This is a genomic window from Photorhabdus bodei, from assembly GCF_003287735.1.
Classification (GTDB): Bacteria; Pseudomonadota; Gammaproteobacteria; order Enterobacterales; family Enterobacteriaceae; genus Photorhabdus; species Photorhabdus kayaii.
Window position 1 is genome coordinate 1 of the sequence record NZ_NSCM01000043.1, and the last position, 14,338, is coordinate 14,338.

Consider the following 14,338-nt stretch of genomic DNA (forward strand, 5'->3'; position numbering starts at 1 on the left):
ATTATTGCCACCAGTACCGGACTGAGCCGGGATAAAATTGAAGCGTTAAAGCATTAAATTAATCTTCTGTTTCACAGTAAAATGCCGATATTCAAGATCGGCATTTTTGTTCTTATTCAAGGTGATGACTGTACAGGGGACTTTTACGTTTGCCCGGCGAAGCTGAAACTGGTCAGACTGAAGTAACTATCTCCGGAGCATGAAACGATGTTGATGACTATTGCAGAAGAGCTTGAACAAAAAGGGCGCGAGCAAGGTATCAAGCAAGGTATCGAGCAAGGTATCGAGCAAGGTATCGAGCAAGGTATTGAGCAAGGTATTGAGCAAGGTATTGAGCAAGGCCGAGAGGAAGGTAAAGTGGAAACGGCTCGTGCCTTATTACGGCATGGCGTGAGTTTGGACATTATTGTCACCAGTACCGGACTGAGCCGGGATAAAATTGAAGCGTTAAAGCATTAAATTAATCTTCTCTTTTACAGCAAAATGCCGATATTCAAGATCGGCATTTTTGTTCTTATTAATAGCGTTTTGAAAGGCAGTAGGAAAAGGTTAATAAGGAAAAATAAGAAATATTATTATTCATGATAAAAGCAAAAACCCCGTTATTTTCAACGAGGCTTGTCATAGTTCTGAAAAAATCTCTAATGAGGATTTTCGGTAGAGTTTATCTTGCTTTATATTCCTTCGTAGTAAGCGGAGTAAGCTTTACGTCCATTATATAAACAAGGTTTAACAACTCCTTTAAGATGCCATGTAATATTTATACCATTATGTTTTTGCGTAAATACGCTAGCAAAATTGTTATCAGGATTAACAATATATCTAGTATACGCCAAGCCATTGAAGCCTATATTCTGATTCGGACAGGGAGAAAGATGTGCGTTTGCAGTCCCAATGCTTCCGATTAATGCTGTTGCTAATGCTCCAACTACCAATGATTTCTTGAACATAAAAATTTTCCTTTCAATATTTTAATAACTTTCGTGACTTTATAAATTTCACATTAAGTGTATCGCTTTTATAAAATTTGTCAAAATTCTGAAGTTAAAAAATATTTATTTTAATCTTGTTAATATTGGGGTTTTATTTTATAAAACAGGAAAGTATTTTCTGGGGAATATAAAATTATATGTAATAATGCATGCTAAATCATCACATGGATTATTTACAATTTTAAAATCTGCTTATATTTTTCATTTTAGATTAGAAATCTAACTTCTTATTTAAAAAAACTCCTCCTACAATATTAAAATCCCTCTGTCGATTAGACAGTTTCTAAAAGGCTCAACTAAACGGACAGAAGGGGCATTTCGCCCCTTCTGCTGCTTCTCGTGCGACCTTTAAGAGATCAGTGATGACGTCAGCATAGCTTGCGAAGCCTGACGGATTTGCGGTAGGTGGTCGTGGGCACCACCGGTATCAGGGAACGAAGCCATAGCCCCACTCAGCTTCTCCAGGCTCGGCCCCTCTATGTCCGGGACAGCGGCAACGGCATGGGTTGTGATGATGGGTTGCTTGCTGACCCAGGACAGTTCCATCAGACCTTCCCTGGTGTAACTCCGTTGGGTAAAGCCCTCGACCAGGTGGTCCACGTTGATCACCGACGAGGAACCTTCCAGCTCGATTTGCAGATGTCGATGGGCCATAGCCTGATTGCCAAATACCTGACGCACCATCAGGGCCGTTTCGTTGCTGGAATCGGTTAACATCAAGTCGTCATCGTGGCGGTTCACCAGGATGCTTTCCGGATCAGCCAACGGTAGGATCAGACGGTCTAAGGCTTGGCCCTGGTCGTCGTTATCGATGACTATCGTACGGTAATGGGACCACATCGCCTTGCTGAGGCGGTAGATATCGTTATTGGCTCCGCCATGCAGCACCACGCTGTCGACACCGGCAATGATCGGTGGCGTTAGATCATCTTTGCTGCCGCCAACTCCTCCGCCTTGAAGCAGAAGGGACGAACCGATGCGCTCCACGCCCGTAAACCTGTTGAGCATCTGCGTGTTGCCATCCTTGATCTGATACAGCGCCTGAGTTGTCGGGCTGTACACATACGCTGCCTTCTCGCTGGCGGCGATCCCCACGAAGCGCAGATTATTCGAGACAGGGATGCCATTACCCGAAAATATCTGACTGCTGCCGATATCGAACCAGCCTAGTTCCTTGTTGTCCTGCAAGGTCAGTATCCCTTTGGCCTGCCACTGGTCAGCGAGTTTGGTGAGCGCCTGCGGTAGTTGGACCAAGTTGTTTTGTTGCCAGCCTTTGTCAACGCCAACTAGCTGCAACTCGCCGTTGTTGGTTCGCAGCAAGATCTCGCCCTTGACCGTAATCAGGCGCATGCCGGTATCGACCTGTTGCGCCGCCTTGAGATGTAATTCGGGCGTCAACTCACTGGCAGCGGGAAGTTGCGCCGAGGTGCTAAGTGCTTGGTCGGTGCCAAAGGCCGCGGCCAACGCATTTACAGTCATAGTTGGTTGGCGATACAGCTTGCCACTTTCGGGTTCGAAGAGCCGCGCGGAAGCGCCATCTGTTTCGAATCCCAGAAATTGCAACGATTTACCCAACAGTGCCGCTGAAGCTACCACCACTTGGCCGTTGTGGTACCACACCGGCAGTAGGTTTTTGCCGTCGGTGCCCTTGATCCCGAACACTGCCAGAGTGGTGCTGCCGTCGGTAATGTTAGCCAGATCCTGCCACCAGTGGGTACGCCCCTTGAGCCAATGCTCATTAACCGCTTCATAGTTAAGCTGCCCCTGCGCATCGAGCCGGGCCACACGCCCATCCTCGGTGATGGCGAGCAGGCTACCATTCAGGTTGACCAGATTAGCCAACGCTGGCGTGCTGATGCGTAATGCGCTGGGATGATTGGCATTGAGAACAGTCTGGCCGGGACCTTCCTGACGGAACAGAGCTTTTTGTTCCTTGCTGTAGAAGAAGAATACTTCTGTACCAGCAGGGCGGGGAATGCTGCCTGCCAACACGAGATCGGCCGGGATCGGCCAGGCGCTGCGGGCTTGTTCGTATGCTTCAAAATGCAAGGTCTGATCCGGCGGTGGTGCCAGATTTGGCTTGATCAGCATCAGCGTCCCATTGCTGGTGCGTATCCAGTAGCGATGCGCCACGCCAGCCGCATCCACGCCGAACACCGTGACCAGCGCCGCACTGGTCGGTTGGATCAGCCGTGCGCTCAGCGTATACGTCGGAGTTTCACGTTGAATGCTATCGTTCTCGTAGCCCTGGAGTATAGTCTTGAGCTCATCACTATGCAGGCCGGTACGTGCCGAAAGCTGGAGTAGCGCATCATCACCCACCGCACTGACTAACTCCATTCGGTCACCGAGGAGCCGATAGCTCAGTTCAGCTTCTTTCCCTTTTAGCTGATAACGGCGCGCCAGATAGACCGCATCCCCCTCTTGCCATAGCCGACTGATCTGGCCCGCACTCTGGTTGAACCAAGGCTCAAACTGCGCGTCGACCTGTCCAGTGGCGATGTCTACCCGCCACGCCGCCGCGTTGTCGGCATCGTAAAAATAGGCATGGCTGCCCATCACCGCACCCAGTTGGGCATGTCTGGCCTGTTTGTGGAGGGTGTCGGTGAACAACATCCGCTTGTTGGCTACGTCGTAGAATGCCTGACCAACATTATGCCCATTGTGGTTGTAGTTCTCCACCACCACATACTGCCCGTGTAACTGATGCGCCTTGGCTAGATCGTTCAGATGCTGCTCGATGCTATGGCTCGGCACCTGCCACTTGCTCGCATCTTCGCTTATCACCTGAGTTGTCAGGTCGGAGAAGTTGACTTCGCGCACCTCGCCCTTGCGGTTGACCACCAGCACTTGCTCTTTCCGGTCTGAATCGAGTTCGACCACCACTCCACCAACTACCAGTCGGTTCTTCGACACACTAATACTGTCACTGGCGAGCTGGCTGCTGTCGATGATCCAGCGCGACGGCGCACTGCCGACCAGATTGTGCGGGACATCGCTCGTGAGCTTCACGCTGGTGCCTTCGTTCAGCCCGATTAGGTACTCGCCACCGGCACCCTTGATTTCGTAATGCAGGTAGCCATGCAATTCCTTGGGCAGCTCGGGTGCTATCAGTTGCCGGTTGCGCTGGTCGAGCACCACTTCGATTGGTGTCGCCACATACTCCTGATGAATCCTACGAATCGTCACCTCCCCCGGAAAGATGTAGAAGTCATAGTCGAGCCGCTTATCCTCTTCAAGCCTACGGATCACATCAAAACCGGCATCATGACGCGTAGTTGCGCCAGGGAGCTGCATGTATTCGTAACTGATGAAGGACTTTGGGGTACCGGGCAGGATCAGCACATTGCTGTCGCTGTGGTCGAGTCTGTGGGAAACGTCCTTGTAACCGATTCCACTGCGCACCTCGATTGCTTGGCTGCGGTCATGGACCATCTTTGGAAAGTCGCCGATCCAGAAGAAATAATTGATTCTTCCTGAACCGGTAGAACCCGAATGGGTGCGGTAAATGTACTGACTGTCGAAGTCGATCTGATTCTTGCGCAAATCCAGGGTTTTTATCACAGCCCCAGCCAGGGGCACCAGCACTTTCTTTTCGTTGTCATACCGATATCCATTGCCTTTATAGGCATTGTCGAGCGTGTTGAAGTAACGGCCTACCGCCTTGGCATCCTCGGCAACCGCACCAAAGGCTTGCGCCAGTGCCGTAAAGCCCACTGCGAGCCCGCCAAGGATCACTCCTCCAGAACCGAGCACAGCGCCCGCTGTTGAGGCACCGACCAAACCAGCTCCCACTCCGGCTGTACCAGTGACGAAGCTAGCCGAGTCGAACGCAAGCTGGGTACCGAACACCGCCTTCTGCACATCGTTCTCAGCGTGGGCCAGCTCATAAGCATCCAGGCCGACCATAGCGCCGCCAAACAGTACGCCTGCGCCTTCATTGACGGTGTGCCCCAGGATGGAGGTAAAGTCCTTGAGTGAAGTTTCGGCGGCCACCACTTCGCTGCGCAACGCCGTACGCACCAGTTCGGTGACCTTAGTCACGTCCTGTACGCCACCGTGAGCCATCTGGATAAGATTGAGATAGCTGTGGACCTTGAGAGCGGTGGACAGATCAGGCGAAGCGATACCACGTGCCGCATCGTTGCGGTTCTTGTCGGCAAACCATTGGATCAATGTCTGTATCGCAAACCCGGCGTTTAGCCCATCAACTGGAGCTGCTTCGCCGATACCGCCTTTGGGCTGTATCTGGCCGTGTTCGAGGGTGAAATGTTGGCCTAGGGTGAGCACGTGTTCATCGACAAAGCGGCGGAATTCGATAAAGGTGGCATCGCCGCTGCTCACCCAACGGGTCTCTTTGGGTTGGTCGCGATTGATGAACTGGATTCGATAGCGGCCTTCGCCCTGGTCCTCGGTATTGCCAATCACCGGCATCCAGTGCTGGTCAAGGTTGTTTTCTTGGGCGAGCTGTGTACTGGCCTCGGCGAACCTTGCTCCCCACTGTTCGGCATCGAGGGTCGCCAATGCAGTGTGCAACCGGGTGTCCTTGGCAATCCGTACCTGGGTGTTAACCGTCTGCTCAACCTGCCGCCGTTGCTCTATGACCGTGGTTAGTTCATCGGGGCGGGTCAGGTCAGCGACGTTCAGGTCGTTACCCACCGGCACCTTTGCCATCTTGCTGGCATCGATCTCCACCAAGTTGAAGATAGGGGCTAACTCGCTGCCAAGCGAACCGTAGTGGGCGGCCAGTTTGCGTCCCACCAAGTGATTCTTCATGGCTTGGAAGAAGCTGCTTGTATTGTTGAAGGCAAAAATCCCGACATTAGGATCATAGAAATAGTAACGGCGTCCTTCGAGTCCGACCGTACTTCCCACCATCATCGAGTGATTTGGGGTATTGAGCGCGAACGTTGAGGTCTTGGTCGCCTTTTCCAGCAGGGAAACCACTTCGGACAATTTGACCTTCCCCCGCGCCGTTGACGCCTGTACGGCCTCAACGTTATCGGAGTGCAATTTAATCAGACTGTTTTTCAGCAGCGTGGAACTGTCTGCGTGGGGATCGGCGGCAGCCAGGAAGAGTTTTTCCACCAGACTGTTGATACCCGCTTCGCTGTTGTTAGCCAGCGCCACCGCCATCGCTCTGACCAAGGGGTAGCAGCGGCCGCCGGACTTGTCGCCGACCAGCGACAGATAAAAGTCCTGTGGCACCAGACGGTCGAAGCTACTACCAGCGCGATGAAAACCCTCGCTGTACACTGCCGTCCACTTCAATACCTTGTCGATGTACTCTGCCTGGCTGGTTTCAGTGATGTGAGTACTCAAGGCACCTTGCTGCTCAGGAGTGAGCTGGCCTTTGAGAAACAGGATCTTCATCTCCAAGGCTGACATCTTGTCGTACATCCCAGGGATGCTAATATCGCGGAAGTTACGCTGACCATCGGTAAACGCGGTTCCATGCACACGATATTGGTAAGCTTCGGCGATCGCATAACGCTCGCCCACACTACTGGTATGCTCCGGTCCACTGTTCTGAATGGATATATTGTCGATCCACACCACGGCAGCCATGCCGTCCTTGGACTTGATCTGTTGCCATAACCAGCTTTGTTCGACGAAGCCCGCTTCACGCAGAACCGTATCGTATTGCGCCTTGTAATACTCCAGAGTGATATTAATCTGTTTTATCTGTTGGTCGATCAGGTTGTGCTGAGAGGTATTGCGTTGCTCCTCATAGAGTTTGCTTCGTTTGTCTACTAGCTGCTTGATATCCGCGTTGATCCTGTCGTCAACTTCGGCATGTAACTTAGTCCACGCGGCAATTGCTGGATGATCAGGAGAAAATTCACCCTCTGTGTATACACCATCGGTGATCCCTTCGACTGACACCCCGAACTGGGCAGCGACTTTCTTTAGTCGTTGGTGAACTTGCTCACGGTAAGTGGCGAATTGAGCTTGGTTGCGTTTAACCACTTGGCTGTCCGCGATCTGGATCGAGAGCGGTTCTTCACCGCCGCGCCGCTTTGTCCAGCTCATCTGGCCGTCTTGCTGATACTCCTGGCGCTGGAACACCAATTGCCATTCACCATTGACATACTGCATGTACGCCACGGCGAGGCTTTTGGTGGTGGCCGCTACCCGGTAATCTTTGTAGTCCACTGCCATCACCACGTTATCGTATAGCAACGAACTATTGACTCTGCCGTCGTGGTAGATCCGGTAGGTGTTGGCATCGAGGCTGGTCACCACCACCGAACTGCCCGATAGCGTTCCGGTAAATAGAAAGCTCTCCGCGATCTCATGCTTAGGAATGTCTACGTAGGCTGGTGATGCATTGGCCTGGTCGGCGCTGTCGTAGTTGAGAAAATACGCTGGTATGCTGTTAACGCTTGTTGCTACATCATCATTAGCGCTTCGATCGGTGTATTCGAGCTCGTACAAGCCTGATCGGATTTTCACTAGCTGGGCGTTCCCTTCCGCCGGGAGACTCCCCGACCTGATTAATGTCTCGGCACTGATGGTGTTGGATTTGGCGAACAACACAGGATCGGCGGTGAACTGATGGATGTCGGCGCTGCTCTGACGAGGCTCGGAACCGCCACTCATGGGCACCAGCTTCCCCTTGAGCTCGCTATCCCGTAGTGCTTGTGAGAGCAACGCTGGAATGTGTACATCGTACCCGCGCGTCTGCAAGGTATACGTCAGGGCTTTCTCGATTGGAATATCGGTAAGTAAGGACTGTGTACCCGCTGCGGCAATCAGTTGTGCTCGGGACTGACCGTGACTGCTCGATCCACCCTCGGCTGTTTCAGAGTAGGAAATGCCTTTGCCCACGCGATACATACCAGTCGGGGTGTGTTCGACAAAGGCTGTCGCTGGTAACAGTTCGCTAAGCTTTGCGCTGATGGTTTGAGCATGCTCGACCCCGGCTCTGGAAAGGTAGATCACGGCTTGGTCGGTACGGCTGCCCAGATTTTTCGGCCCCATGATCTTGGCCTGTTCCAGCCAGCCGCGATTGTCATCATTGAACAACTGGGGCAACGCCCGGGCAAGCAAGTTGAAATGCGCCTTGCTAACGTTGATGGTCAGCCGCGCACCAAGCTTGCCGCGGGCACCATAACGTTGCGCAAAATCCTTGGGCAGCATCCGGAAAGCTTCGGCATTGCCTAGGGCGTCATCCGTTTGCGAAGATAGCGCTGTTTTCTCATTGCCTTGTACCAAGATGTCGACTGTCGTGATGCGTGTCGTCAGTGTTTTGATATAACTGACAAATGCCTGTTGCTCGTTTTTGTCGAGGCTACTGATGCCGACCGGTCTGTCATTACTGTAGCGCCAATAAGCGTTGCTCTCCAGCGCCCGTTCCAGCATTTTCTGTTGCTGGAGCAATTCGGGACTCCACTTGCGACCATTTTCACGGAACCCCTTCTTGATCTCTTGGACCAGCATTTGGATTTTCGGTTTGCTCCTCATCTCTCTAAAGGTCGCTTGCGCGGACGCGAGCAGCGATTGATAGCTGTTATTGGGCATAATGGTTCTCCTTAGGAAAATCCTACTTTGATATTTACGGATTACAACGCTTCAAGAATGGCTGGTTATGGCGGACACGGTTGGCCGCCTGTGATCTAAGAATCCTTCATCTGCAAGGTCCACAGTCGGGCATAAAGCCCGTTCAAGGCGAGCAGTTGCTCATGGCTGCCCTGTTCGATCACTTGACCTTGGTCGATCACCAGAATTCGATGGGCATGGCGCAGGGTATTAAGGCGATGGGCGACGCTTATCACTGTGCGGCCCTGTGCAATGCGTTGTAGATTGGTCATTACCGCCGCTTCCGACTCGTAGTCCAGGGCGCTAGTGGCTTCATCCAGTAGCAATATTCCCGGATTGGTCAGTAGTGCTCGGGCTAGGGCGATGCGTTGGCGTTGCCCCCCGGAGAGTTGGCCGCCACGCTCGCCGACTTGGGTCTCATAGCCTCGGTCCAGCGCCTTGATAAAACCATCGGCACCGGCCAAAGTCGCTGCTTCATACACTTCCGCATCGCTGGCCTGGGGCCGACATAAACGAATGTTCTCGGCGATGCTGCCAGCAAACAGCACGCTTTCTTGCAGCACGACGCTCATGTTGCGGCGCAGTGCCACCGGATCCGCGATTGCCAAATCTATCCCATCCACCAACACCTGGCCGTGCTGAGGTACATAGAGGCGCTGCAACAGCCGAGCCAAGGTGGATTTGCCCGAGCCGGACGGCCCTGTGATACCGATGAATTCGCCGGGATGAATCTCGATATTGAGGTTGCGTAACACCTCCCGACCATCTTCGTTGTAACGAAAACGCACGCCTCTGAAACTCACCCCTCCCTGTAGCTTGGGTACGGAGGCCAGGCCGCCATTGCCACTTTCCCCCTCCTCGTCAAGAATGTCGCCAATCCTGCGCATCGAGATCAGGGTATGCTGGAAATCCTGACAGACTTGGGCCAGACGCAGAATCGGCTGGGTCACGTGTTCCGAGAGCATGTTGAAAGCGACCAGCTCCCCTGGGCTGAGTTTGCCCTCCATGACTAGAGTAACGCCCCACAGCAGTAGCAGGGCGGAGGTTAACTTCTGGATGAGGTCGATTCCCTGACCAGCCAAGATCCCCACCACTTTGGCGCGGAATGAGGCGCGGACGAAGGCAGATAGCTGCCGCTCCCAGCGGTGTAGGAAGCCGGCTTCGGTGGCGTTGGTTTTGATGGTTTCAATGCCGGTGACTGACTCGGTAAGGAAGGCGGTGTTGTCGGCCCCTAGCTCGTACTCTCGCAATACCCGGGCACGCAGTACGGGCCCGACACCTAGCCAGAACAGGAAGTAGAGCACGAGAGAACCGAGCACCAGCCAAGTTAGCTCGGTGGCGTAGGAGAACATCACGGCGACAAACAGGCCGACGAAGGCTAAATCCAGCACCATAGTCAGCGCTGAACCGGTGAGAAATTGGCGGATCTGGTTCATCTCGCGCACCCGGGCGATGATTTCACCGGTCTGACGCTGTTGGAAATAGCCCATAGGCAAGGCCATTAGGTGCTGATAGAGGCGGCCAGAGAGCTCGGAGTTGACCTTGCTGGCGAGGTTGGTGAATAGCCAGGAACGAAGGAAACCATAGACGGGCTCGAACAAAGCCAGAGCCAACATGGCGATTCCTAGCACTTGCAGGCTCGATAGGCTGCGGCTGACCAGCACCCGATCGATCACGTTCTCGAACAGTATGGGGGTCACTAGGGCGATCACCTGTAGCATCAGAGACACTAGGATTACGTTCCTAAACTGGCTGGCATGTTTGCGGATGGAAGGCACGAACCAGCCGAAGCCAAACCGCTGCCGTTTCGGCGGTTCGGTCGCCTCCGCCAGCAGCACGGCGCTGCCTTGCCAATGACTAGCGAAGAGGGTTCGGAGATAGCGACATATCTTACCCGCGCTTGGCTGATACAAGGTAATGAATTCGCCTTCGACTCTCTCTAGCACCTGCCAGCCCTGTTCCGTATTCAGCAGGATAGGAAGGGGCAGGGTATCGAGACGGCTCATATCTGTGGAGATGTGGCGTGCCCTCAAGCCGATCCACTGGGCGCAGCGGCATAAGTCCTGGCTATCTGAGACCCCTTGGGGGCGTCCGAGACGGTGGCTTAGTTGTTCCGGTTCCACCGCCAAGTTGAAATGGCGGGCGGCATGGGTCAGGGCCAGGAGGCCGCCATCCGCTACCGCCTTGGACGCGTCGACGATGCTCGGTTCCGACAGAATAGATTCGATGGTTGACATTATCGTTCCCTCAATGCTTCGGACTGGTACTGTTGTAGTGGGCTGAGTAGGTAGTCGATCACCCGCCGATCACCGGTGCGGATTTCTGCGGTGACACTCATGCCTGCCTGTAGCGGTACCTCATGCTGGTCCACTGCGATAGAGGAGCGTTCCATCTGGATCTGTGCGGGGAATACCAGGCCTAGCTGTTCATCCTTGACCGCATCCTTGGAGACGTGGGCGACCTTACCCCGTATAGTTCCATAGCGGGTATAGGGAAAGGAGTCGACCTTAATTTCCACCGGCTGACCGGCGTGCACGAACCCCACATCTTTGTTCAACACCATCACTTCGGTTTCCAGAGAGGTATCATCGGGCACGATCACCATTAGTTGCTGGGCCGATTGCACTACACCTCCCAAGGTGTGGATCGCTAGCTGTTGCACTACGCCGTCGACTGGTGCCCGCAGGCTTTGCAGCCGCCGTCTCTCGCCGGCCTTTATCAACTGTTGTGTCATGACCGCGATAGCGGTCTGAGTTTCGTTTATCTGGTCGTAATATTCCCGGCGGGTCTTGGCCAGGTAGCGGTCCCGGCTCTCTTTCAGTACCTGATATTGCTCCTTGAGGACGGTCAGCTCGGCATGCTGTTGAGAAAGGGTGCGTTCGATTTCCAACTTCTCCTTCTCTTGCTCCAGTAGCTCGACTTTGGGCAATAGCTTGCTGGCGGCCAAGGTACGACGGGCTTCAAGGCGCACTTTGATATTGGTCATCAGCTTTTCCAGCGCGGTGATATCGGCGTTACGTGCACTTTGGCTCGCTTGGTTGACGCTCATCTCGCTGTCCAGGCTTTCTAGATTGGCGACGACCTCTTTCCAGATACTGATCAGGTGCTCTCTGGCTAGCTCGACCTGTGCCTGTGGCATACCTTCCTGTACGGCGAAATGCTCAATGGGGGTATCGGTTAGCAGGGCCTGTAGTCTAGCCATCTCCAGCCGCTTGAAGTTAAGCTGCTCCTGTAGCTCCTTTAGCTCGGCCTCGACTCCTATGGGGTTGAGTTTGATCAGCACATCTCCAGTCTTCACCTTTTGTCCGTCACGCACGTGAATCGCCACAATCTCGCCGGCTTCAAGGGATTGGATCACCTTAGAGTGGCTGGACACCAGCAGCTTTCCTGTCGAGTTGGCATGGATGTCTAGGCGACCGATGGTGGACCAGAGTAGAACCACCAACAGAAACAGGGTCAGTGCCATTGCCGTGCACCTTGCCCAAGGCGCGGGAGGTCGTTCAACGATCTCCAGGTAGCCGGGCTGAAACTCGTACTCGTCGCGGGTGCGCTTCGTCGCTTTGGGAGCGTTACGCTCCCGCTGCCAAGCCCGGAGGACGGTTTTTAGGTGTTTCTTGAATGACATGGCTCCGTCTCCTTTCGTAATTCCTGTTGCATCTGCCACAGCTTGGCGTAGCGGCCGCCCTTGACCAGTAGTTGGTGATGGTTGCCTGATTCGGTGATAAGGCCCTGCTCCAAAGTGATAATGCGATCGCAGTGACGCACCGTGGACAGGCGGTGGGCAATGATGATGACGGTGCGCCCTAGCGCGATCTCGGCCATGTTGGCCTGGATCAGCGTTTGGGATTCGTCATCGAGGGCACTGGTCGCCTCGTCGAAGATTAAAATCTTGGGGTTAGCCATCAGCGCGCGGGCGATGGCAATGCGCTGGCGCTGTCCTCCCGATAGGGAACTGCCGGCCTCGGCCAGTACCGTGTCATAGCCCAGCGGTAATTGCAGGATAAAGTCATGCGCGCCTGCCAGCTTGGCGACGGCCATCACTTTCTCCAGCGAGGCGGAGGGGTCCTTAAATGCTATGTTGTGGCGCACGCTACGGTTGAACAGGTAGTTCTCCTGTAGTACCACCCCAATCTGGCTACGCAGGTAGCCGGGGTCCAGTTGGTGTAGGGGGGTGCCGTCGATCAAGATCTCCCCCTCGTCCGGAACGTAGAGCTTCTGTAATAAGCGGGCCAGCGTACTCTTACCCGAACCGGAGGGACCGACTATGCCCAGGTTCTCGCCGGACCTGATATGCAGGGTAATTCCCTGCAACACTGGGGCTTGATGGGGCTGGTAGCGGAACACCAGGTTGCGTATTTGCAGATCACCGGAGAGTGGTTGCTGAGGACGGATGTTCCCCTGCTCCTGCTCGACGGGCAGGTTGAGTATGTCACCGAGCTTGTCGACGGCGACCCGGGTTTGGACAAACTGTTGCCACAGGTCGATTAGTTTGGCGGTGGGTTGGTTGACGTGGGACACCATCATGTTGAAAGCGATCAGTTGGCCTATGGTGAGCTCCAGAGAGATCACCATGTTGGCACCCAGCCAGATGATCCCGACGCCGGTCGTCTTCTGTAGTAGCATAACCCCGTGGCTGATGAAGCTGTTGAGGGTCTGAGTGCGGAAACCGGCTTTGACCATGCTCGCGGTTTGGGATTCCCAGCGCCGTTGCATCCTGGGTTCTACCGCCAGGCTCTTGATGGTTTCAGCGCCGCTGACGGACTCGTTCAGGAATGAGGTATTGAGGGCAGCCGTTTGGAACTGTTGTTCGATGCGCTGTTGCAGTGGTTTGGAGCTCAGCCAAGCTAGCAGAAAATAGAGGGGCAATACCGCCAGTACCATACAGGTTAGGGACGGCGACAGCCAGAGCATTACCCCGAAGAAGACAAAGGTGGAGGCTAGGTCCACGCTCAGGGTTAGCATGGAGCCGGTCAGGAAGTCACGAATGCTATCAAGCTCCTGCACCCGGGTGATGATAGCGCCTACCTGACGGTGTTTGAAGTAAAGCAGGGGCAGGCCGAGTAGGTGCCGGAACAGCTTGATCCCTAGGGTGATATCGATGCGGTTGGCCGTGTGGGCAAAGAGGTATTCGCGTAGCCCCCGGAGCACCACCTCGAACAGCCCAACCACTGCCAGCACTATCACCAAGACGTCTAGGGTCGACAACGCCTTGTGCACCAACACTTTGTCCATCACCACTTGGAAAAACAGAGGGGTGATTAGGGCAAGTAGCTGAAGCATCAGGGAAAAAAGCAGCACCTCGCCGAGGAGGTGGCGATGGCGGATAAACGCGGGTATAAACCAAGAGACATCGAATCTGAGGGAAGCTTCCCCTAACCGGATCACCTCCCCGCTCCATCTGGCTTCTAGCTCGTTGATGGAGAGTATTTCGGGTGAAACGGCATAAGGAGATTGGATTAGGGCCTGATCAGTGGAAAGGCGCGCTAATACAATAAATCCTCCCTGTTTGTCGCGAAAGGCTAGGGGCAGCAGCTTGGGAGTCAGTTTGGGGAATTTTAAACGGCATAATGCCAGATCAACATCATGTGCCTTGCCGTACTCTTTTATCGCAGGTTTCAGTTTGTTATGGGGGAGCAGAGGCTGTGGTTCCTGAGCCTCACTTTTAGCTAATTGCAACAATAATCGGCAACAGTTAAGAGCAGATGACAATGTATCTGCATCGGCGGATATATTTTCCCTATTCATTGTGATTTTCCCTTACGTGATTCTGTTCTCACGTTGTTAACATAGAAAAGCCTTTCCGC

General features: G+C 53.8%; 5 protein-coding genes and 1 pseudogene. 1 reads left to right on the plus strand and 5 read right to left on the minus strand.

All coding sequences use genetic code 11. The annotated features are described in order from the left end of the window. Positions 1-189 precede the first annotated feature (189 nt). Positions 190-459: pseudogene (locus CKY02_RS18515) on the plus strand (ISNCY family transposase); the annotation flags it as partial. Between the two features lie 215 nt (positions 460-674). On the opposite strand, the gene CKY02_RS18520 reads toward CKY02_RS18515, so the two are convergent. The 5 genes from CKY02_RS18520 to CKY02_RS18540 all read right to left on the minus strand — a co-directional run bounded on the left by CKY02_RS18520 (position 675) and on the right by CKY02_RS18540 (position 14,279). After that, positions 675-950 (minus strand): hypothetical protein, encoded by a 276-nt coding sequence (locus CKY02_RS18520; protein WP_112896420.1) that lies wholly within the window; start codon positions 948-950, stop codon positions 675-677. 390 nt (positions 951-1,340) lie between these two features. Continuing rightward, complete coding sequence (locus CKY02_RS18525; RefSeq protein WP_112896421.1) at positions 1,341-8,516, minus strand: TcdA/TcdB pore-forming domain-containing protein; 7,176 nt, start codon at positions 8,514-8,516, stop codon at positions 1,341-1,343. A gap of 95 nt (positions 8,517-8,611) precedes the next feature. Further along, entirely contained in the window at positions 8,612-10,771 is a 2,160-nt protein-coding gene (locus CKY02_RS18530; protein WP_112896422.1) for a type I secretion system permease/ATPase, read from the minus strand. Continuing rightward, the gene (locus CKY02_RS18535) at positions 10,771-12,159 is read right to left on the minus strand and encodes an HlyD family type I secretion periplasmic adaptor subunit (RefSeq protein WP_112896423.1); all 1,389 of its coding nucleotides are present in this window, start codon (positions 12,157-12,159) and stop codon (positions 10,771-10,773) included. The genes CKY02_RS18530 and CKY02_RS18535 overlap by 1 nt, the downstream gene beginning before the upstream one ends. Beyond that, positions 12,138-14,279: a type I secretion system permease/ATPase gene (locus CKY02_RS18540; protein WP_112896424.1), complete on the minus strand. Its 2,142-nt coding sequence runs from the start codon at positions 14,277-14,279 to the stop codon at positions 12,138-12,140. The genes CKY02_RS18535 and CKY02_RS18540 overlap by 22 nt, the downstream gene beginning before the upstream one ends. Between the last annotated feature and the right edge of the window lie 59 nt (positions 14,280-14,338).